Genomic DNA, 22,569 nt, shown 5'->3' on the forward strand with positions numbered 1-22,569 from the left:
GCAGGTGACAACGTCACGTTGGACATGCTTGAATGTTTGATCCAGATCACGTTTAATAGCAGGATTCGTTTCTTTCCAGAAAACCGTCATGATCGTTCGTCCGCAACAGCACTGGTTACGCCTGATATTCGTCTGGCACGGCTCTGTACTGGCAAAAATCTCTTCCCGCTTGCTGCTTAATTTTCTGCTGTCTATTGTCGTGATCGTCCTGCTGCCGTGGTATACGATGCTGGGTATCAAATTTACCCTTGCACCGTTCAGCATCCTCGGTGTGGCAATCGCTATCTTTTTGGGTTTTCGTAATAACGCCTGTTATTCCCGTTATGTTGAGGCGCGTCAACTCTGGGGACAATTGATGATCGCTTCTCGTTCACTGCTGCGGGAAGTCAAAACGGTCTTACCGGATGACCGCGAGTTAGGGCAGTTTGTCCGACTGCAAATCGCCTTCGCTCACTGTCTGCGCATGACGCTGCGGCGTAAGCCACAGGCTGAGCCGCTGGCGAAGTATCTTTGCACGAAAGATCTGCAACGTGTATTTGCCTCTCACTCTCCGGCAAACCGCATTTTACTGATAATGGGTGAATGGCTGGCGACACGTCGTCGAGACGGGCAACTCTCGGATATCCTGTTTCATAGTTTAAACAATCGCTTAAATGACATGTCCGCCGTTCTTGCCGGTTGCGAAAGAATCGCCAATACGCCGGTCCCGTTTGCCTATACGCTGATCCTCCATCGCACCGTTTATCTGTTTTGCATCATGCTGCCTTTCGCCCTGGTGGTCGATCTGCATTACATGACGCCTTTTATTTCGGTCCTCATCTCCTATACCTTCATCTCTCTGGATGCACTGGCAGAAGAACTGGAGGATCCGTTTGGAACAGAGAATAACGATTTGCCCCTGGATGCTATCTGTAATGCCATCGAAATTGACCTGCTGGAGATGAATGATGAATCGACCATTCCAGCGAAACTGATGCCGGATAAGCACTACCAGTTGACGTAAAAGAAGGGAACATTCCAGTAAATGAACGACAGGCTGGGTGTGTCAATGCGCTAACATCGGTTTTCAGGATTAACTTATCACCGATGATTGAATTTCAGATAATGTCCGCATATTTTCTGCGCGATTAAAAATAACTCTTGATAAGGGTCGTAAGGCGTTCTTAAAACATCGGCATGCCATCAGTGCATATCAGGATGTTAAACGATGATCAGGAGGATTATCTATGAACGCTATTCAATCAGGAATGAATGACACCCCGCGTGTCGATGCAAAGGCGTCGACGCCATCACTGGTATCAATAAAGTCTCTCTCTCCGTTGCCGGTTATTCCAGGACTGCTGCTTGCCACCACCGGTCTTTTTGCCCCGACAGGTCTGTTGGCAGAGGAAATACGCTGTGAAAGTGAAACGGCCGCAGAGTGTATTGAGAAAAAACTCAAAGCGACAAAGACATTAACAGCATCCTGGACGCCCACGACGGCGAACAGTAGTGTTCTTATTAACGAAAATGCCCAGGTCATTTTATCTGCGGAAGTGAATAACGAGCCTGGTTGGCGTGAGTTTGGCTCCCTGACCGTCGGTCAGGGCACAAAAGGTGAACTCACAATAAGAGGACGCACCATTAAATCCTCTGCAAGCGCGATTGGTAATGGTGCTGTCGGAATTGTTACGTTAACCGAAGGTGCGCAATGGGATCTCAGTGGCGAGAATCTGTTTGTCGGCAAAAATAACGGCGACGGAACATTAACCGTTAAAGAGGGAAGTCAGATCTCCAATATTAACGAACTGCGCATCGGTGAATTTTATGCTGATGCAAAAGGACTGACCACGGTAGAAGGTGAGAATTCGTCGATCCGTTCCGGTTGGGCTGTTGTGGGCGATCAGGCAGAGGGCCGACTGGATATTTTGAACGGTGGTCAACTTTCAGTTAGTAGACATATGAATATTGGCTATGTCGGAAAGACGTTAAACTCAACGCTTAAAGGAAACGGCGTCGTGAATGTCGACGGCGAAAATTCTCTTTTAGAGGTTGGTACATTACTCATTTTAGGGGGCTTTGGAACCACGCCAAATGATGCCAAAGGTGAACTTAATATCAGTAATGGCGGCAAAGTTAAGACAGGAGAGGGAATCTGGCTTGGCATAGGGACAGGAAGTACCGCCACACTGAATATAGGTGGCAAACCCGGTGAAACTGCACAAGAAGCAGGATCTATCGAGACGCCGCTCATTATACTGAGTGACACAAACCAGAAAAATAGTACTGCAACACTGAACTTTAACCACACCAGCGAAGATTATTCTCTTAATGCAGCGATAAAAGGCTACGGTAATGTCAACCATAGCGGACCGGGTACGACGCAACTGAGCGGCGATAATCGTTATACCGGAAATACTCACATCAGTCGCGGAACGCTCAGCGCCGGAAGTGTCACAGGTTTTAGCCCGAATTCTGATTTTACTGTCGGGGAGGGCGCCACACTCGATCTGAACGGCTACAGTCAGACCATTCAGTCACTTCAGCTTGGTGGGAGGCTGAGCTTTGGCGATCCGCTGGCCAACCGCGATGCTCTGGCGCTGTCAAGTAGTGTTCTGACGGTCAGGGGCGATTACAACAGTGACAATGGCTTACTGAGCCTGAACAGCACACAGGATCAAGTGCAACAAAAACCGGTGGTTAACCAGCTTAATGTCTTGGGAAACACCGCAGGAACAACCCGGGTCGTGTTGAAGGAATTAGGCAATGTCGCGGTTGGTGATCTGAACGGTGCGCGAGTTGTCCAGGTTGCAGGGGATTCTGCGGGTGAATTTGTTGCCCAAAGCCGTCTGGTTGCCGGGGGGTATGATTACGCGCTTTTGCGCGGAGTTGAAAGTGAAAATGACGACGGGATCATGGATTCCAACCACTGGTATCTGGTCAATACCTGGGCGCCCGTCGACGATATCGATCCTATAGATGACCCGATTATTGAACCGAAAGAGGATGACCCGATTCCCTTGCCTACGCCATCCTCAGGCGTTGAGCGCTCATCCGCGGCGGTGATGCGCCCGGAAATGGGGGCATACCTGGCAAACCGCAGGGCGGCTAACACCCTGTTTGTTACCCGTTTGCACGACCGGTTAGGTGAAACGCAGTATATCGACCCGATCACCGGGGAAACGCGTGTCACCAGTCTGTGGTTACGCAATGTTGGCGGGCATACTCGTTTTCATGACCGTTCCGGCCAGCTAAGCAGCCAAAGTAATCGTTATGTGGTGCAGATTGGTGGCGATCTGGCTCAGTGGAGTTCCGGTCTGGAGGATCGCTGGCATCTTGGTGTCATGACGGGTTATGCCAACAGTCAGAGCAATACCCGGTCATCATTATCCCATTATCGTGCGGACAGCACGGTTTCAGGTTACAGCGCAGGCTTGTACGCGACCTGGTATGCCGATAATGCCGCGAAGCAGGGGACCTGGATAGACGCATGGGTGCTCTACAACTGGTTTGAAAACACGGTACGCGGAGAATCTCTGGCGGAAGAACGCTATCGTTCGAAAGGAATGACCGCATCTCTTGAGATGGGACATACCATTAAACTGGCTGAACAACCGCGTCTGAGTTACTGGTTGCAACCGCAAGCGCAGCTTATCTGGATGGGCGTCTCTGCTGACGATCACCGTGAAGATAACGGCACATGGGTGCGGGATAGAGGGAAGGGTAATCTACAAAGTCGTCTTGGGGTAAAAGCCTTTATGCAGGGTTACCCTATTCGCGATGAAGGTAAAGATCGACTCTTTCAACCTTTTGTTGAGCTGAACTGGCTGCATAATACGCGTAATGATACGGTCTCAATGAATGAGATCAGTGGCTCAGTCGATGGAGCGAAAAATATTGCAGAGCTTAGAACGGGCGTCGAGGCGAAAATAAATTCGCGCCTGCATTTGTGGGGAAATATTGGTCAGCAGATCGGTAGTGAGGGATTTAGCGATACCCAGGCAGTGCTTGGTCTGAAGCTGCTCTTTTAACGCTTAACCCCGCGCATTCTGCAGGATGTGCGGGGTTGTCTCTATCATCAACACCTCCCTGAACTATTAACGAAAAGTGTGAATTAATAGACTGCATCACTCTATTACCTGACGAATAACGCAGGAAACCTCCGTTACAAGGTAATTAAAGCGATTTATCTCAGGCGCGTTGAGATCAAATAATTCCACTCTATTTGCGTGATAAATGTATTGGACACTTTTAATCCACCTGATATTCAGGCCAATCGTTATTAAGGGAACGCGATGCTTATTAATTCATCGTCCTCCACCACGAAAAGACGCGCGGAGCACCGTTTTCACATGCCCGAGGAAATCCGGCATTTAGGGGAAATGCCGCTGTTCAGAGCCGTTGCCTGGTGGGGATTTCTGCGCAATAAAGAATTTTCACGCAATGAAGTAAGCCAGGCATTTCATATTGACCTGCGCCGGGCCAGCGGGATACTGCATTATCTTTGTCACCGCTACGATAAACACGACATCGAATTCAGCGTTCGCAAAACGGCAGTACGGGGCGGGCATTGTCAGCTATTAGTCAAAATACATTCACCGGCGACGGCGGGGAACTTAACGGCACCGCCTGCCAAAGCGGCACCTGCAACTCGTCAGGTAAAGAAGAGTACCGCAACGGACGATCGTCAGCTTTCACACTGGCTATTATCACGACCAACCGGGAATAATGAAGCGAAGCTGGCCGCCTGGAAAGCAGCCTGTCCGCTGAGAGAGTGAGATCAGGACTGGCGACGCGCAATCACGAACAAGCGCGGAAACGCCAGTAATATCTGGCCATCTTCCTGAAGTGGGTATTGCTCTTGTAAAAGCTGATGATAACGCTCCAGGAACCGTTGCTGTTCGTGTTCATTGAGATCCTGCAGCCAGGGGCGCAACCCTGTCGCACTGACCCAGTCAATAATCGCCTGATGGGAATGCATCCTGTGATAATAGGTTGTGCGCCAGATATCCACCTCACATCCCGCTTCGCTCAGAATGTCGTAGTAAGCGTGAACACCGGGCAGGGCGTCACGACCGCGATTCGGATAATCCTGTTCATAAGCCACTTCACGCATCAGCACGTGTGTAGGTTCCAGCCAGTTATCCGGCATTTGCACGGCCAGAATGCCTTTATCATTCAGCAGGGTGACCAGGCGGGGAAACAGATCATAGTGATCGGGGATCCACTGTAGAGAGGCATTGGCATAAATGACATCGGGCGGAGTGACGGGTTGAAACTGACGAATATCCGCTTCAACAAAGTGACAATTTGGCAAAGCCGTTCGAGCCTCGTCCAGCATCGCGGGAGAGGTATCTACACCGGTAATACTCGCTCCAGGCCAGCGGCTTTGGAGTAACGCCGTACTGTTACCGGGGCCGCATCCCAAATCAACCACGGAAGAGACATGCTCAAGTTGAATTCTGGCCAGCAGTTCAGCGGCGGGTCTTGAACGTTCTGCGCCATACTGCATATACAGCGCCGGATTCCAGTCGGACATCAGTAATTCTCCTGTCAATGGTTCAACTAAGTGTGCATAAGGTATGAACTATACTAGTTTAGTATTGGCAGCGACTGGGAAGGAAATTCCTTATGAATAAACCAGATATCAAAGGTGGTATCGATATTGCGATGAAGGTCCCATCACATCAGTATCAACAGACGATTGATTTTTATCGCAATGTTATTGGATTACCGGAAATTATCGATAAGCCGCCAGCAGTCGGATTCGAATTCGGATCGAACAGGCTCTGGATTGATGAAGCGCCGGGACTCAGTCAGGCTGAACTCTGGCTGGAATTATTCACGCCTAATTTCAGCGCTGCCGAACAATATGTTGAACAATGTGGCGTAGTCCGTTGTGACGCAGTTGAACCGTTACCCAACGGTTTCAATGGCGGCTGGATCATGAATCCGTGCAACATCGTCCATATGCTAAGAGAGCCAGAGGCCTGGTGAATGTAATTCATTGGAGAGGCTGCAGCGAATTCTGTTTGTAGGCATCAGGAACTGGCGAGAACGCTTGTAATCAGCAGGACAATGACGACCGTGAAATGGCAGATTCTGTCTTAATCTTTATTGGTTCGCATAATGTATATTATGTTAAATACAATATTACCAACCGCACTGTACCGGTGTCTGAGTCATTCTCTGCTGTATTGGCCTTCAGAACCGCTCTGGTTTTCACTCATACTCAGCGAGATGCGTTCTGGTGATTCGTAAACACATTTTTAAGCCGTTGAACAAATCATTCCTCTCCGCTAGCCTGTTTATTGTACGCCTCGCCCCTTCTCCGGCTTGACTTAACGTCGATTAGGAACAAAATAATTTCTCTTTTGTGTTAACCGGATGACTGGCCTATATGGATATCTGTTCTCGTGCCGTTTGCTCTCTGTCTCGCGTTAAAAAAATCAGTACGTTGGTTGTCGCAACGATCTTTCTGGCGAGTTGTTCATCAAAGCCGCCTGTTTCACTGGTGACGCCGCCAAAATCGACGCCGACATCGCCGTATAAGACGCAAAAACTGAATGTGCCTGTTCGCGGCGTGTGGCTGGCGACGGTTTCCCGGCTTGACTGGCCGCCGGTTGCATCCGTGAATGTCAGTAGCGCCACCACGCGGATCGCCATGCAAAAGAAAGCCCTAACAGACAAACTCGATAATTTACAGTCACTGGGTATAAATACGATCTTCTTCCAGGTTAAACCTGACGGCACTGCCCTTTGGCCGTCATCCATTTTACCGTGGTCGGACATGCTCACCGGGAAGATTGGTGAAAATCCGGGCTACGATCCGCTCCAGTTCATGCTCGATGAAGCGCACAAACGTGGTATGCGCGTTCACGCCTGGTTTAACCCTTATCGCGTCTCCACCAATGTGAAACCGTCAACGGTGAATGAACTGAACCGTACCGTGTCGCTTCAGCCAGCCAGCGTGTTTGTCCTCCATCGCGACTGGATCCGTACCGCCGGTGACCGCTATGTTCTCGACCCGGGGATCCCGGAGGCCCGTGACTGGATAACCAGTATCGTGGCTGAAGTGGTGAAACGGTATCCGGTGGATGGCGTCCAGTTTGACGACTATTTCTACGCTGAATCCCCCGGTTCCGCGCTGAACGACAACCTGACCTTCCGGCGCTACGGCCAGGGCTTTAGCTCAAAGGCGGACTGGCGTCGGCATAACACTCAACTATTAATTGAACAGGTTTCGCGGACGATCAGACAGATCAATCCGGACGTGGAGTTTGGCGTCAGTCCAGCCGGTGTCTGGCGGAACCGTTCGCACGATCCGGCCGGATCGGATACCCGTGGCGCTGCCGCTTATGATGAGTCGTATGCTGACACGCGGCTTTGGGTTCAACAAGGCCTGCTGGACTATATCGCACCGCAAATTTACTGGCCCTTCTCTCGTGATGCGGCACGTTATGATGTGCTGGCAAAATGGTGGGCGGACGTCGTGAAACCGACAAAAACACGGCTCTATATTGGCGTTGCGTTGTATAAGGTCGGCGAGCCCTCTCGCAATGAACCGGACTGGACGGTCAACGGCGGCGTTCCGGAACTGAAGAAACAGCTCGATTTAAATGAATCAATGCCACAAATCAGCGGCACGATTTTGTTCAGAGAAAACAATCTCAACCAACCGCAGGCCCAGCAGGCTGTCAGTTACCTGAGAAATCGCTGGTCTAAGTGACACCGTAACGTAAAGAGAGACATCGATCTCTCTTTACGTCGCCATTTAGGTTCCGTTTCCAGTCCCCGCGCTCGCTCCGTCATTGCCCATTGTCATCATTTAACGCCTCAACAGGCGGGATAGCATTATTTATGCCAGTGATACGCTTCAGGATAGTGTAATGATTAAATGGGATATCTAAGAGAAAAAGATTATTCAAGCCTCCACTGATACGTGATTATTATTACCCGCAGTCAAAACGGGATTTATTACGTAATGATGGCCATATCGCTCAAAAAACTCTCATATCATTTTATGAATTGAAAAAATGCTGACATTAAAAGAGAGTGTGAGCTACCTTACAGGGGGACATGATTCCTCTCAACGATCAAACGGATGGACTATACTTTTCAGACGTCAATACGTTTAAAAAGTCGCTTAAAAAGGATTTTTCTTGCTACTTTTGGCTATATCCATAATTGTTTCAGGCTTACTTCACCGGAATGAATGAAAATATGGCTTAAGGCATTACACTATTTCATTAATGTCACCCTGCACGCTTTCAGGTGTTTTATGTTTTAGATTCATCTTACTATCCAGATTGTGCATTTGAGCCAGGCAAAATGTTGTTCGCTAACCACTGTAAGGATCTTCACCATGGAGATGTATCTTAAAAGAATGAAAGACGAATGGGTCGCGCTGGTTGAACAGACCGACCCTCACATTCGCAGACTCGCTTCTGAGATAGCGATCGCCCATGCCCATGCTTTAAGCATTGAGTTTTATCGTATTGTTCTCGCCGATCCGCATGCTGAGGAGTTTTTGAGTAATGAACAGGTTGAGCGCCAACTCAAAAGCGCACTTGAAAAGTGGATTGTGGATGTGCTCTCCAGTGAAGTCGACAATATTGATGAACTGATAAAAATACAGCATACGGTGGCTGAAGTGCATGCGCGTATCGGTATTCCGGTGGAACTGGTCGAAATGGGTTTTCGCGTACTGAAGAAAATTCTCTATCCGATCATCATTGACAGCCACCATGAAGCGACACATAAGCTGCTTGTTTACCACTTCTCCATTAACAGTATTGATCTGGCGATGGAAGTCATGTCCAGAGCCTTCTCCTTTAGTGAAAGTACCGCAGCAAAAGAAGATGAAAACTACCGTATTTTTTCTTTGCTGGAAAACGCAGAAGAAGAGAAAGAGCGCCAAATCGCCGCGTTACTGTCGTGGGAAATGGACATTATCTATAAGGTCTTACTCGACTCCGATCTCGGCAACAGCCTGCCGTTAAGCCAGGCGGATTTTGGTTTGTGGTTTAATCATAAAGGACGTCATTATTTCAGTGGTATTGCGGAAGTCGGTCACATCTCACGACTGATTCAGGACTTTGACGGCGTGTTTCACCACACCAGTGGGACAACGAAAACGTTAAGCAATAAAGCATCACGGGTGAAATTCCTGCTGCAAATCCGCAATACCGTCTCGCAGATCATTACGCTACTACGTGAATTGTTTGAGGAAGTGTCCCGCCATGAGGTAGGGATGGATGTACTGACCAAATTACTCAACCGACGTTTCCTGCCAACCATCTTCAAGCGGGAAATCGCCCATGCTAATCGCGCCGGCACCCCCCTCTCTATTCTTATTATTGATGTCGATAAATTTAAAGAGATCAATGATACCTGGGGGCACAATACCGGTGATGAGATCCTTCGTCGGGTGTCTCAGGCTTTTTATGACAACGTTCGCAGCAGTGATTACGTTTTTCGCTACGGTGGCGATGAATTTATTATTGTTCTTACTGAAGCGACACAAACCGATACGCTACGTATTGCGGAGCGTATTCGCAGTCGCGTCGAGAAAACAAAAATAAAATCGCCTGCGGGGGATTTTATTCCGCTTTCATTGTCCATTGGGGCAGCGATGTTTAATGGTCATCCGGATTATGAACGTTTAATTCAGATAGCAGACGAAGCGTTATATACCGCAAAAAGACGGGGCAGAAATTGTGTTGAACTGTGGAAACCCGCTTCTTAATGGGTATACGGAAGCAGAGGTAATAAATGAAGCTATCCGACGTTAAAAGCACCGGAGACAGCATCTTCATTCCTGCTCTTGAGCAGAACATGATGGGTGCCGTGCTAATCAATGACAATGACGAGGTTTTATTTTTCAATTCTGCTGCGGAAAAACTGTGGGGATACCGTCGTGAAGAGGTGATTGGTCAGGGGATTTCGATGTTGATCCCGCATGATTTACGCGCAGCGCACCCCGATTTTATCCGTCATAACCGTGAAGGGGGTCAGCCCCGCGTTGAAGGCATGAGCCGGGAATTGCTGCTGGAAAGAAAAGACGGGACCAAAGTCTGGACCCGTTTCGCCCTTTCCAAGGTCAACGTTGAAGGCAAAATTTTCTATCTTGCCTTTGTGCGTGACGCTAGCGTAGAGATGGAGCAAAAGGAACAGAAACGCCTCCTGGTATTGGCGGTAGACCACCTGGACCGCCCGGTAATCGTACTCGACCCTGAGCGGCGTGTTGTGCAGTGCAACCGCGCTTTTACCGAGATGTTTGGTTACGACATTACCGATGCAAAGGGTCAACAGCCGGACAACCTGCTCAACCTCCCCGAAGAGCCGTCGGACAATGGCCTGCGACTCACACAGTTACTCTGGAAAACGACCCGCGATCAGGATGAGTTTCTGGTAATCACCCGTGCGGGTGAAAAGATCTGGATTAAAGTGTCTATCAGTCAGGTTTATGACCGGCGAAACGCACTGCAAAATCTGGTTATGACGTTTTCCGATATCACCGAAGAGCGGCAGATTCGTCAGCTCGAAGGCAACATTCTGGCGGCGATGTGCAGTAGCCCGCCGTTTCACGAAATGGGCGATATTATTTGCCGCAATATTGAGGCGGTGCTGCGGGATACGCATGTTTCACTGTATGCCTTAAAAGATAACGTCCGCCAGTTCTGGGCGTCGTCATCGAAAGAGATTGACGCAAAAGAGGTGAACGTCTGGACGCTCACCATCCGTCAACGGGATGGTGAGCCAGCCGGGACGCTGTTAATTAAAACGGCGAAAGGAAAAGAGACCAGCGCCTTTATTGAACGCGTGGCAGACATCAGTCAGCATATGGCGGCCCTGGCGCTCGAACAGGAAAAAAGCCGACAGCATATTGAGCATCTCCTGCAATTTGATCCGCTCACCGGTTTGCCCAACCGCAATCATCTGCACTCCTATCTCGATGATCTCATTCACGGCGCGAAAGGGATTTCACCAGTGGTGTTTCTCATCAGCGTCGATCACTTCCAGGATGTTATCGACAGTCTCGGCTATGCTGTGGCCGATCAGGTCTTGCAACAGGTCATCAATAAAATCCGCGAGCGGCTCAGACCCGATCAGTATTTAAGCCGTATTGAAGGCACGCAGTTCGTGCTGGTCAGTGACGACAATGAAATGAGTAATATTACCCAGTTTGCCGATGAACTGATCAATATCGGCAGTGAAGCCACCCTGTTTGACGACAAACCCTTCCCGCTGACCCTCAGCATTGGAATTAGCTATGAAGCAGGAAAAAATCGTGACTATCTGCTGTCCACTGCGCACAACGCGATGGATTTTATTCGTAAAGCGGGCGGCAATGGCTGGCAGTTCTTCAACCCGGAAATGAACCTCGCGGTGAAAGAGCGTCTGCAACTGGGCGCCGCATTGAAAAACGCCATTGCCAATAACCGGCTACGACTGGTGTACCAGCCGCAGATCTTTGCCCAGACCGGCGAACTGTATGGTTTCGAAGCGCTTGCGCGCTGGAGCGATCCGGTGCATGGTCACGTTCCCCCGAACCGTTTTATTCCGCTCGCTGAAGAGACGGGTGAAATTGAGAATATTGGTCGCTGGGTGGTCAGAGAAGCGTGTCGCCAGTTGTCGGAGTGGCGCCAGCTGTCGCTGACCATTCCGACCCTGTCGGTGAACCTTTCTGCCCTGCACTTTCGCAGCAACCAACTGCCGGACCAGGTGTCGGAAGCCATGGTGGAATTTGCTATTCCGGGCGATCAACTGACGGTCGAAATCACCGAAAGCATGATGATGGAGCAGGATGAAGAGATCTTCAGACGCATTGAGATCTTACGCAACATGGGCGTGGGACTGTCGATCGATGACTTCGGCACCGGTTTTTCCGGTCTCTCCCGCCTGGTCAGCCTGCCCGTGACGGAATTGAAAATCGATAAAACGTTTGTCGATCGCTGCCAGACCGAGAAACGTATTCAGTCCTTGCTGGAAGCGATTATCACTATTGGGCAGAGTCTGAACCTGATTGTCATTGCGGAAGGGGTTGAAACGAAAGAACAATTTGAGTTGTTGCGCTCGATGAATTGCCCGGTGATTCAGGGATATTATTTTTCTCGCCCCATACCAGCTGATGAGATCGCCGCCTGGATGCAGACGGCGCTGCCATTGAAAATCTGATTCATTGTGACGGAATGCCCGGGGCGTTGGCGCTTACCGGGCTTCCTGGCGTTACGGCAATTTAAACGATGACACCTGTAAGGCCAGCTCTTCTGCTTCCGCCTTTAAGATCTGCGTCCGCGCCGCGGCATCATCAATCAACGACGCGTTCTGCTGGACCGTGCTGTCCATTTCCGTAACCGCGAGCGTCACTTCGGCTACGCCTTTACGCTGTTCTTCCCCTGCGACGCGAATTTCGCCCATTAACTGACGCACCTGACGAACATGCCCCACCAGTTCCTGTAGACGATCGCCGGCATGATGAATTTGCTCGCTACTGTCATTGACGTGCGACACCGACTCATCAATGAGCGCTTTGATTTCCTGAGCAGCGGTCGCGCTACGCTGCGCCAGCGTTCTCACTTCAGACGCCACCACCGCAAATCCACGTCCGGCATCCCCGGCGCGAGCCGCTTCCACAGCAGCATTGAGCGCCAGGATGTTGGTCTGGAAGGCAATGCTGTCAATTACCGAGACAATCTCAACCATGCGGCCCGAAGAGGCGCTGACGTTATCCATGGTTGAAATCACCCCATGCATAACATCACCGCAGCGGTTGGCCGTTTGCGCTGTACTTTCTGACAGTTCATCCGCCAGTTGAGTATTACCCGCATTCTGATGAACGGTCGCATTAAGCTGTTCCATCGCAGCCGCACTCTCTTCCAGCGCAGCTGCCTGCTGGGTAACGCGTGTTGACAGCTCAGTATTACTGTCAGCAAGGCTAACGGCGTTATTCGCCACCACTTCACTGCTGCTGCGCACCGTAAGCAAAATGGCGGCAATTTTGTCCACGAAGAGGTTAAACGCCTCCGCAATCGCTGAAATTTCGTCCTTGCCCTTCACTTCTAAGCGGCGGGTCAGATCGCCGTCTCCCTGCGCGATATCGTCCAGTGCCTGCCGCGTGTCGTCCAGACGGGCAATCAACCGGCGAACCACCAGCCAGGAGCCCACCAGCAGCAACGTCATGACCGGGATCAGCACTTCAAGAACATCGCGCATCATGACTTTTGCCAGCCCGACGATGCGTTCTTGCGGTGTTACCAGTCCCACTACCCAACCGGTATCGGCCATTGGGAACAACATCACGCGTGATGGTGCGTTCAGAATGCCATCATTTTCCAGCGCCACGGAGGTGACATCGGTGGTTTCAGTGCGCAGTTTCTGCAAACGTTGAGCGACAGGACTCAGCCAGCCTGATGCCTTCACCAGATCGCCGACGGTCTTGTAGTGATCCCGATCGTTTTGTGGGAAATAGAGAATTTGCCCCTGTTTGTCGACCACAAAGGCGTATCCTCCGGTGCGTCCACCCTGCTGCTGCATAAAGCTGGCGACGTTATCGAGTCGAATATCGGTGGTTGCCACACCGGCGAATTTACCCGCCAGTTGATAGGGAATGCTGCAGGTCACCATGTTGATTCCGGAAATGGCATCCTGATAAACATCAGACCAGACACAGTTTTCTTGCGAATGGCCCTTCGCGCCCTGATACCAGCTTTCGTTGTGGTAGCCATTGCCACCTGCTGCGTTGTATTCGTCGGAATACACCAGCTTATCGTCGGCACCGCGCGCCCAGAAAAAGCTGCGCCGCGCAACACCAGGCGTAAACGCGTCCGGCTCAGGCCAGATCCCGCCCCCGGTGATGATCGAATTATTTTGTTCGCCGAGAATATGCGGCACGACAGCGCGGTACAGCGCTTCATCATTTGGCAGGACTTCAGCCAGTCGCGACAAACTGACGGTTTCTCCCTCAATACGTGACAGGACGCTGCTGAGTTGACGCGTCAGGCCATGCCCGGTCTCCTCGATCAGTGCCGTATTGACTTCAACGACGCGGGGTTGCCCGCGCCAAAGCATAATGACAACAATCACTAACGTCGTTACGGCAAGTAACGCGATCCCCCCGAGTGTCAAACGAGTCGAAATACGTGACGGATACCAGACCATATAAACATCCTTTTATTTTCAGGGTAATTTATATTCAGTATCGGCACGTATTTTTAGAGCTTTATACAGAATTCCGTATTGACTTAAATTAATAATGTGACGTTGTCACAAATAGCAAAACCCAGCACTCTGGCTGGGTTTAAATACATGCTTAATCTTATTTACTTAATTCTTTTTTGATTTCGTCTTTAATTTTAGTCAGTTCGCTCTGCGGATGTTTTTTACAGATTTCAACGGTCAGAGGAACCGCCGTTGTTACTGTTTCATCGAAAGTAACGTAGTCGCCGCCTTTAAAGTCTTCATCTTCGTTTAATACCCAGAAGGCAACCGGCGCCATTGTCTGCGGGTTCAGGTCAATGAACTCCTGGCAGCTCATGTTTTTAGGAGTGACGTCGGTTTTCGCGTCAGTGGTTGCTGCATTGACGCTGACACTGGTTAACAGCGCTGCCACTAAAATACCTGCTGTAGAAAGGGAAAATTTGTTCATTATGATGGCTCCGTTAATGATATAAATAACCTCTACATGAGCGCTTTAAACCGTTAATGTAGAACGAAAAGAATAATACCCTTCCCCTCACAGAAATAAATACACCCACACTGGTTATGGCTGTTATTGATATTTCCCGGTACCGATCCTGATGTTTGCCGTTTATTTCGTCGCGAGAGTGTGATCGCACCTGCGTATCCGGCAGATAACCGCCCTTTCGCCTTACCGTTGCACCAAAACTGCACTACGCTGCACAAATGTTGATCATAAGTTAACTAATACGGCATTAATTTAACAATTAACGCCCGTCGCGGCGGCGTTTTTGAACATGGCACGCGTCCTGCATTGTTAATGAACTAACAGTCAGTGGACATTTGACAGCCTGGTAACAGCGAGACGGTGATGACAGCAAAACCTGAGTTACTGAACCGAATTGAACAGACCTTCAGCCTGCATACGCCGAGTGAAAAGCGGGTTGCCAGTTGGCTGTTGACCCACGTGGCGCAAATCCCGTTTGAAACCGCCGACAGCATTGGCAAAGCAACGGGCACCAGCGGGATTACCGTTGGGCGCTATCTGCGCAAAATCGGCTATCGCAATCTGGAAGATGCTAAAGCCAGCCTGCGTGAACTGCCTTCTGTCCCCTATCAGCCCTGGGGAATGAACGAACGTCTGGACTCCTGGCAACAACAGCAACAGTTGCCGGACCGCGCGCGGCAGTCGCTATCGCTGGAGATTGACGCGATCGCCCATGTTTATCAACTGGCGCAAGGGGACGCTTTCCAGCGTATTACCCGACAACTGGCGCAGGCGGAAGCGGTGTATGTCCTGGGGATCCAGTCGACGCGGGGGATCGCCAATGCCTTCTTCAGTCATCTCGAATATCTGCGTCCTCGGGTGAACTACTCCGAAGGGCTCTCCGGCAGTTGGGTGGAATCCCTCAACTCCGGATTTGAGAAACCGTATGTGGTGCTGACCGATACCCGCGCTTACTCCGCCATCGCCCGGCAGTACTGTCGCGTCGCCAGCGAGCGGCACATTCCGCTGGCGCTGATCACCGATGTCTGGTGTCCCTGGGCGCGGGATTACCCCATTGATTTACTGCAGGTGAAAACGGACACCGGACATTTCTGGGATTCGCTGGCGCCGGTGAGCTGCCTGTTCAACCTGCTGCTTTCCGGCGTGGCGGAACAACTGGGCGATTCACTTACCGGGCGGCTACAGACCAACCGCCAGTTACAACAAGAATTTGGTCAATTCGAACAATAAACAGGAAACGTGCTATGTCTGAAACTCCGCAACTGGTCGATCTGTCGGTGATTTTTCCGACGCTGGATATCGACCTCAAATATGCGACCGCCGATAACCTGACCGGCGCGCCGATTTATCGCGAATCGCGCTGCCTGCTGCACCAGGATGCGGTCACCGCGCTGGCGAAAAGCATCAGCATTGCGCAACTGGCGGGCCTTTCTCTGGTGGTGTATGACGCCTATCGTCCGCAACAGGCACAGTCAATCCTGTGGGATGCCTGCCCCGATCCGCAGTACGTGGTCGATGTAGCCATCGGCTCGAACCACAGTCGCGGAACGGCCATCGACGTCACGCTGAAAGACGCCAATGGCAAGATCCTCGATATGGGCGCGGGTTTTGATGAAATGCACGACCGTTCACATGCATATCACCCTTCTGTTCCTGCCGCTGCACAGCGTAACCGGTTGTTACTCAACGCCATTATGTTTGGCGGTGGCTTTGTCGGCATCAGCAGCGAGTGGTGGCATTTTGAGTTACCCGCCGCGAGTCGCTATCCGCTGCTGGAAGACTGTATTGCCTGTTTTCCCGTTACAACCACAACAACACACACCTCTTTTTGATTCCGGAGCGTCGTCATGAAAGTAACTTCGTTGTTTCGTCCCGCGTTGATTGCCGTTTCCCTGGCGATGGCCCTGCCTGCGGTCCAGGCTGCCGTCCCGAAAGACATGCTGGTGATCGGTAAAGCCGCTGATCCGCAAACCCTTGATCCGGCGGTGACTATCGATAATAACGACTGGACGGTGACCTACCCGTCCTATCAGCGTCTGGTGAAGTACAAAACCGAAGGCGATAAAGGCTCAACCGAGGTGGAGGGTGACCTGGCAAGCGGCTGGAAAGCCTCTGATGACCAGAAAGAGTGGACTTTTACGCTTAACGATCAGGCCAAATTTGCCGATGGTTCCCCCGTCACCGCTGAGGCGGTGAAACAGTCCTTCGAACGCCTGCTGAAAATCAGCCAGGGGCCGGCAGAAGCGTTTCCTAAAGATCTCAAGGTAGACGCGGTCGATGCGCACACGGTGAAATTTACCCTCAGTCAACCGTTCGCCCCGTTCCTTTACACGCTGGCCAATGACGGCGCGTCCATCATCAACCCGGCGGTGCTGAAAACGCATGCCGCAGATGACGCCCGTGGTTTTCTGGCACAAAACACCGCAGGTTCCGGGCCGTTTATGCTGAAAAGCTGGCAGAAAGGCCAACAGCTGGTGCTGGTCCCGAACCCGCATTACGCCGGTCCAAAACCGAACTTTAAACGCGTATCGGTGAAAATTATCGGCGAGAGCGCGTCGCGTCGTCTGCAACTGTCGCGCGGCGATATCGACATCGCGGATGCCCTGCCGGTGGATCAGCTTAACGCGTTAAAACAGGAAGGCAAAGTTGCCGTAGCTGACTATCCGTCACTGCGCGTGACCTATCTCTATCTGAACAACAGCAAAGCACCGCTGAATCAGGCGGATCTGCGCCGGGCGATTTCCTGGTCCACCGACTATCAGGGAATGGTGAAAGGGATCCTCAGCGGCAACGGCAAACAGATGCGCGGGCCGATCCCGGAAGGCATGTGGGGTTACGACGCCTCTGCGTTGCAATACAACTTTGATGAAGCCAAAGCGAAAGCGGAATGGGAAAAAGTTGCCAGCAAACCCACCAGCCTGAGCTTCCTCTATTCCGACAACGATCCGAACTGGGAGCCGATCGCCCTTGCCACTCAGGCCAGCCTCAGCAAACTGGGAATTACCGTCAAGCTGGAGAAACTGGCGAACGCCACTATGCGTGACCGTGTAGGCAAAGGTGATTATGACATCGCCATCGGCAACTGGAGCCCGGATTTCGCTGACCCCTATATGTTCATGAACTACTGGTTCGAGTCTGACAAGAAAGGACTCCCCGGTAACCGCTCGTTCTATGAAAACGCCGATGTCGACAAGCTGTTGCGCAGAGCGCTAAGCACCACCGACCAGGCCGCCAGAACCAAGGACTATCAGCAGGCGCAGAAAATCGTCATTGATGAAGCGGCCTACGTCTACCTGTTCCAGAAGAACTACCAGTTAGCGATGAACAAAGAGGTCAAAGGCTTCGTGTTCAACCCGATGCTCGAACAGGTCTTTAATATCGGCACCATGAGCAAATAAGCCACGTTAATGCGGAGCCGTACAGGCTCCGCAAGGGGAAGCCAATGACTTTCTGGAGCATTTTGCGCCAGCGCTGCTGGGGACTTGTCCTTGTGGTGGCCGGCGTTTGCGTCATCACCTTTATTATTTCGCACCTGATCCCCGGCGATCCGGCGCGCCTGCTGGCGGGCGACCGGGCAAGCGACGAAATTGTCGAAAACATTCGCCAACAGCTTGGGCTGAATCAACCGCTATATGTGCAGTTCGCGCGTTACGTGAGCGATGTCTTCCACGGGGACTTAGGCATTTCCATTCGCACCGGGCGTCCGGTGATGGAAGAACTTCGCGTCTTTTTCCCGGCAACGCTGGAACTGGCCTTTTGTTCACTGCTGCTGGCGCTGGTCATCGGTATTCCGTTGGGCATTCTTTCCGCCGTCTGGCGTAACCGCTGGCTGGATCACCTGGTACGTCTGATGGCAATCACCGGTATTTCGACGCCAGCCTTCTGGCTGGGGCTGGGCGTCATCGTGCTGTTTTACGGCCATCTGCAAATTTTGCCGGGTGGCGGACGACTGGATGACTGGCTGGATCCGCCAACGCATGTGACCGGGTTTTATCTGATCGATGCCCTGCTGGAAGGCAACGGTGAGGTCTTTTTTAATGCCTTACAGCATCTGATTTTACCGTCGTTGACGCTGGCGTTTGTTCACCTGGGAATTGTGGCGCGGCAAATCCGCTCCGCGATGCTGGAACAGCTCAGCGAAGATTATATCCGCACGGCGAAAGCCAGCGGTCTTCCCGGCTGGTACATCGTGCTGTGTTATGCGCTGCCCAACGCGTTGATCCCGTCAATTACCGTGCTTGGACTGGCGTTGGGCGATCTGTTGTATGGCGCGGTACTGACCGAAACCGTCTTTGCCTGGCCCGGAATGGGCGCCTGGGTGGTGACCTCTATTCAGGCGCTCGATTTCCCGGCTGTGATGGGCTTCGCCGTGGTGGTCTCTTTTGCCTATGTACTGGTCAATCTGGTGGTGGATCTGCTCTATCTGTGGGTGGACCCGCGCATTGGGCGTGGAGGTGCTGAATGATGTTAACCGAAGAGACGCCGGTACGCGTGACGCGTCGGCGCATTGACTGGGCCAGACTGTTCTGGCTGATGAAAAGCAGTCCGCTGACGATGATTGGCGGTGTGATTATTGTCCTGATGCTGTTGCTGATGGTGCTGTCGCCGTGGATTACGCCTTACGATCCGAATGCAATCGATTTAAGTGCGCGGCTGTTGCCGCCAACGGCGGCGCACTGGTTCGGAACCGATGAGGTTGGACGCGACCTGTTCAGCCGCGTGCTGGTGGGCAGCCAGCAGTCGATTGTCGCCGGGCTGGTGGTGGTCGGGATTGCGGGCGGTATTGGCTCACTACTCGGCTGCCTGTCCGGCGTCATGGGCGGTCGCGCTGACGCCATCATCATGCGGATGATGGATATTATGCTGTCGATCCCCTCGCTGGTGCTGACGATGGCGCTGGCCGCAGCGCTCGGGCCGAGTCTGTTTAACGCGATGCTGGCGATTGCCATTGTACGTATTCCCTTTTACGTGCGTCTGGCGCGGGGGCAAACGCTGGTCGTGCGCCAGTTTACCTATGTTCAGGCCGCCCGCACGTATGGCGCTTCCCGCTGGCATTTGATTAGCTGGCACATCCTGCGTAACTCGTTGCCGCCGCTGATTGTGCAGGCATCGCTGGATATTGGCAGCGCCATTCTGATGGCGGCCACGCTGGGCTTTATCGGGCTTGGCGCTCAGCAACCGAGCGCCGAATGGGGCGCGATGGTCGCGATTGGCCGTAATTACGTTCTCGATCAGTGGTGGTATTGCGCTTTCCCTGGCGCCGCCATCCTGATCACGGCCGTCGGTTTTAACCTGTTCGGTGATGGGATCCGTGATTTGTTAGATCCGAAAGCAGGAGGAAAACAGTAATGACTCAACCGGTGCTGGAAATAGACGATTTACACTTGAGTTTTCCGGGATACAAGGCCGACGTTCACGCCCTGAGCCATGTGTCGCTGCGCATTCAACGCGGCGAGATTGTTGGCGTGGTGGGTGAATCGGGTTCAGGGAAGTCAGTCACCGCAATGCTCACCATGCGCCTGCTGCCGGAAGGCAGCTACCGCATTCATCAGGGGCGCGTCTCGCTACTGGGCGAAGATGTGCTGAACGCCAGCGAGAAACAAATGCGTCAATGGCGCGGCGCGCGCGTGGCGATGATCTTCCAGGAGCCGATGACGGCCCTCAACCCGACGCGACGTATCGGCCAGCAGATGGTGGAAGTGATTCGCCATCATCAGACGGTGAGCCGTGCGCAGGCCAGGGAAAAGGCGATTACCCTGCTGGAGGAGATGCAGATCCCCGACGCCGCCGGCGTGATGACCCGCTTTCCGTTTGAGCTTTCAGGCGGCATGCGTCAGCGGGTAATGATCGCCCTTGCCTTCTCCTGCGAACCGGCGCTGATCATCGCTGATGAACCTACCACTGCGCTGGATGTCACCGTACAGTTGCAGGTGCTGCGCCTGCTGAAACACAAGGCCCGCGCCAGCGGTACGGCCGTGCTATTTATCAGTCATGACATGGCGGTGGTATCGCAACTGTGCGATCGGCTGTACGTGATGTATGCCGGCAGCGTGATTGAAAGTGGTCAGACCGATGCCGTGATCCACCATCCTACCCATCCCTATTCGATTGGCCTGCTGAAATGCGCTCCGGAGCAGGGAGAAGCACGCCAGCCGCTGCCGGCGATCCCTGGCACCGTACCGGATCTCACCCGTCTGCCGCGCGGCTGCGCGTTCCGGGATCGCTGCTTTGCCGCGGGCCCGCTTTGTGAAACGGTACCCGCGATGAGCCCACATGGCGCTGGCAACCAGCACTCGGCCTGCTGGTATCCTCATCTGGAGAATCCTCATGTCTGAAACGTTACTGGCTTTACACGATGTGCACGTCAATTTCCCGGCGAAGAAAAACTGGCTGGGACGGGTCACCGAACGCGTGCATGCGCTCAACGGCATGGATTTACAGATCCGCCGGGGCGAAACGCTGGGGATTGTCGGTGAATCCGGCTGTGGGAAAAGCACACTGGCACAGTTGCTTATGGGAATGCTAAAGCCCAGCCAGGGGCAGTATCAACAGGATTCATCGTCGACCGAAATGCAGATGGTATTTCAGGACCCGCTCTCCTCACTGGATCCACGTCTGCCGGTGTGGCGAATTATCACCGAACCGGTGTGGATTCAAACACGCAGCAGTGAACGGGAGCGACGGGCGCTGGCGGCAACCTTAGCCAGCCAGGTCGGGATACGTCCGGAATATCTCGATCGTCTGCCGCACGCTTTCTCTGGCGGACAGCGCCAGCGTATCGCGATTGCCCGAGCACTGTCGTCAGAACCGGATGTGATCGTGCTGGATGAGCCGACCTCCGCGCTGGATATTTCCGTCCAGGCGCAGATCCTGAATCTGCTGGTCGCGTTGCAGGCCAGTCGCAATCTGACCTACATTCTGATCTCACATAACGTCTCGGTGGTACGCCATATGAGCGACCGGGTGGCAGTGATGTACCTCGGGCAAATCGTCGAACTCGGCGATACCGCGCAGGTGCTCTCCACCCCGGCACATCCTTATACCCGTCTGCTGCTGGATTCCGTGCCAAAAACCGGCGTGCCGTTGGCTGAAGAACGGGTAATTCGCAAAACGGAATTACCTGGCAACCGGGTACTGCCGACGGGCTGTTTTTTTCGCGACCGGTGCCCGTTGGCGACCCACGGCTGCGAAACTCGACAGGCGCTGCGCAGGCTTGATGCGGGAACTGACGTACGTTGTTGGTGTGCCTGATAATGCCCGGGAATCGTAGGCCGAATTCAACGTATTTATGCCCGGTCACCATCGCGCGACCGGGCAATACTGCCGTTACGACTTCAGTTGATAATCGAGGGTGATTTCAGCTTTCAGCACCTGCGAAACCGGGCAGCCGGCTTTCGCTTTCTGAATAATACCGTCGAAGGTGGCGGCATCGATTCCCGGCACGTTCACTTCGCTGTGCAGCGCGATTTTGGTAATCGCAAAACCGGCATCAACTTTGTCCAGCGACACGTCAGCCGTGGTGTCGATAGCCTCCGGCGTAAAGCCCGCCTCACCAAGCATCAATGAAAGCGCCATAGAGAAACAGGCAGCATGCGCTGCGCCGATCAACTCTTCCGGATTGGTGCCTTTCGCCCCTTCAAAACGGGTATTGAAACCATAAGGCTGCTGGTTCAGCACGCCGCTTTCCGTCGAAACGGTGCCTTTTCCGCGTTTGATGTCGCCTTCCCAGTGTGCCTGACCTTTCTTATGGATTGTCATCGTTCGCTCCTTATTGTCGTCGGGATAACAAGTATAGGACGCTCACCCGATTTCGTGGCCGTTAGCAGAGACTTCTTAATTCCCTGCTTACACATTGACCTTTCCGATTAAATGTCCGACTATCAATCAGGTCGGTATCCATC

18 protein-coding genes are annotated in these 22,569 nt (G+C 52.4%); 14 read left to right on the plus strand and 4 right to left on the minus strand.

Annotated features, from left to right (window positions below):
• The first annotated feature begins 88 nt into the window (after positions 1-88).
• From C2U53_RS22085 to C2U53_RS22095, 3 genes are all read left to right on the plus strand, one after another.
• Complete coding sequence (locus C2U53_RS22085; RefSeq protein ID WP_104446443.1) at positions 89-1,003, plus strand: bestrophin family protein; 915 nt, start codon at positions 89-91, stop codon at positions 1,001-1,003.
• Positions 1,004-1,226: 223 nt separating this feature from the next.
• Positions 1,227-4,010 (plus strand): autotransporter outer membrane beta-barrel domain-containing protein, encoded by a 2,784-nt coding sequence (locus C2U53_RS22090; protein ID WP_104446444.1) that lies wholly within the window; start codon positions 1,227-1,229, stop codon positions 4,008-4,010.
• A 264-nt stretch (positions 4,011-4,274) separates the two neighbouring features.
• Complete coding sequence (locus tag C2U53_RS22095; RefSeq protein ID WP_104446445.1) at positions 4,275-4,757, plus strand: CaiF/GrlA family transcriptional regulator; 483 nt, start codon at positions 4,275-4,277, stop codon at positions 4,755-4,757.
• A 2-nt stretch (positions 4,758-4,759) separates the two neighbouring features.
• Here the strand turns inward: C2U53_RS22095 and tam are convergent, their stop codons facing one another.
• A complete protein-coding gene (tam, locus tag C2U53_RS22100; RefSeq protein WP_104446446.1) occupies positions 4,760-5,518 on the minus strand; it encodes a trans-aconitate 2-methyltransferase in 759 nt (252 codons plus the stop codon).
• Positions 5,519-5,610: 92 nt separating this feature from the next.
• Between tam and C2U53_RS22105 the strand changes: the two genes are divergently transcribed.
• The 4 genes from C2U53_RS22105 (at position 5,611) to dosP (ending at position 12,159) form a co-directional block, all read left to right on the plus strand.
• A complete protein-coding gene (locus C2U53_RS22105) occupies positions 5,611-5,976 on the plus strand; it encodes a hypothetical protein (protein ID WP_104446447.1) in 366 nt (121 codons plus the stop codon).
• A gap of 403 nt (positions 5,977-6,379) precedes the next feature.
• Complete coding sequence (locus C2U53_RS22110; protein WP_104446448.1) at positions 6,380-7,708, plus strand: glycoside hydrolase family 10 protein; 1,329 nt, start codon at positions 6,380-6,382, stop codon at positions 7,706-7,708.
• A 636-nt stretch (positions 7,709-8,344) separates the two neighbouring features.
• Positions 8,345-9,727, plus strand: a complete 1,383-nt coding sequence (locus C2U53_RS22115) for a diguanylate cyclase (RefSeq protein ID WP_044268086.1) — start codon at positions 8,345-8,347, stop codon at positions 9,725-9,727.
• 26 nt (positions 9,728-9,753) lie between these two features.
• Complete coding sequence (gene dosP, locus C2U53_RS22120) at positions 9,754-12,159, plus strand: oxygen-sensing cyclic-di-GMP phosphodiesterase DosP (RefSeq protein WP_043000707.1); 2,406 nt, start codon at positions 9,754-9,756, stop codon at positions 12,157-12,159.
• Positions 12,160-12,210: 51 nt separating this feature from the next.
• Here dosP and C2U53_RS22125 read toward each other — a convergent pair whose 3' ends face one another.
• Positions 12,211-14,142 carry a methyl-accepting chemotaxis protein gene (locus C2U53_RS22125; protein WP_044257953.1) on the minus strand — a complete coding sequence of 644 codons (1,932 nt, stop codon included), beginning with the start codon at positions 14,140-14,142 and terminating at the stop codon, positions 12,211-12,213.
• A gap of 157 nt (positions 14,143-14,299) precedes the next feature.
• Positions 14,300-14,629: an acid-activated periplasmic chaperone HdeB gene (hdeB, locus tag C2U53_RS22130; protein ID WP_043000705.1), complete on the minus strand. Its 330-nt coding sequence runs from the start codon at positions 14,627-14,629 to the stop codon at positions 14,300-14,302.
• A 402-nt stretch (positions 14,630-15,031) separates the two neighbouring features.
• Here hdeB and C2U53_RS22135 point away from each other — a divergent pair, with 402 nt between their 5' ends.
• From C2U53_RS22135 to C2U53_RS22165, 7 genes are read left to right on the plus strand one after another with little or no spacing between them, the layout of a single operon-like run.
• Positions 15,032-15,898 carry a MurR/RpiR family transcriptional regulator gene (locus C2U53_RS22135; protein WP_044267623.1) on the plus strand — a complete coding sequence of 289 codons (867 nt, stop codon included), beginning with the start codon at positions 15,032-15,034 and terminating at the stop codon, positions 15,896-15,898.
• A 14-nt stretch (positions 15,899-15,912) separates the two neighbouring features.
• Positions 15,913-16,500: a D-alanyl-D-alanine dipeptidase gene (gene ddpX / locus C2U53_RS22140; protein WP_044267621.1), complete on the plus strand. Its 588-nt coding sequence runs from the start codon at positions 15,913-15,915 to the stop codon at positions 16,498-16,500.
• Positions 16,501-16,515: 15 nt separating this feature from the next.
• Entirely contained in the window at positions 16,516-18,066 is a 1,551-nt protein-coding gene (locus C2U53_RS22145) for an ABC transporter substrate-binding protein (protein WP_104446449.1), read from the plus strand.
• A gap of 44 nt (positions 18,067-18,110) precedes the next feature.
• Complete coding sequence (locus C2U53_RS22150) at positions 18,111-19,133, plus strand: ABC transporter permease (RefSeq protein ID WP_054177023.1); 1,023 nt, start codon at positions 18,111-18,113, stop codon at positions 19,131-19,133.
• Positions 19,130-20,017, plus strand: a complete 888-nt coding sequence (gene ddpC, locus C2U53_RS22155) for a D,D-dipeptide ABC transporter permease (protein WP_104446450.1) — start codon at positions 19,130-19,132, stop codon at positions 20,015-20,017. Before C2U53_RS22150 ends, ddpC begins: the two co-directional genes overlap by 4 nt.
• On the plus strand, positions 20,017-21,003 hold the full coding sequence (locus tag C2U53_RS22160) for an ABC transporter ATP-binding protein (RefSeq protein WP_099434146.1): 987 nt from the start codon (positions 20,017-20,019) through the stop codon (positions 21,001-21,003). Before ddpC ends, C2U53_RS22160 begins: the two co-directional genes overlap by 1 nt.
• A complete protein-coding gene (locus C2U53_RS22165) occupies positions 20,996-21,919 on the plus strand; it encodes an ABC transporter ATP-binding protein (protein ID WP_104446451.1) in 924 nt (307 codons plus the stop codon). The genes C2U53_RS22160 and C2U53_RS22165 overlap by 8 nt, the downstream gene beginning before the upstream one ends.
• A gap of 75 nt (positions 21,920-21,994) precedes the next feature.
• Here C2U53_RS22165 and osmC read toward each other — a convergent pair whose 3' ends face one another.
• Positions 21,995-22,426, minus strand: a complete 432-nt coding sequence (osmC, locus tag C2U53_RS22170) for a peroxiredoxin OsmC (protein ID WP_043000697.1) — start codon at positions 22,424-22,426, stop codon at positions 21,995-21,997.
• Positions 22,427-22,569 lie beyond the last annotated feature (143 nt).

Source organism: Citrobacter sp. CFNIH10, from assembly GCF_002934585.1.
GTDB classification, from domain to species: domain Bacteria; phylum Pseudomonadota; class Gammaproteobacteria; order Enterobacterales; family Enterobacteriaceae; genus Citrobacter_A; species Citrobacter_A amalonaticus.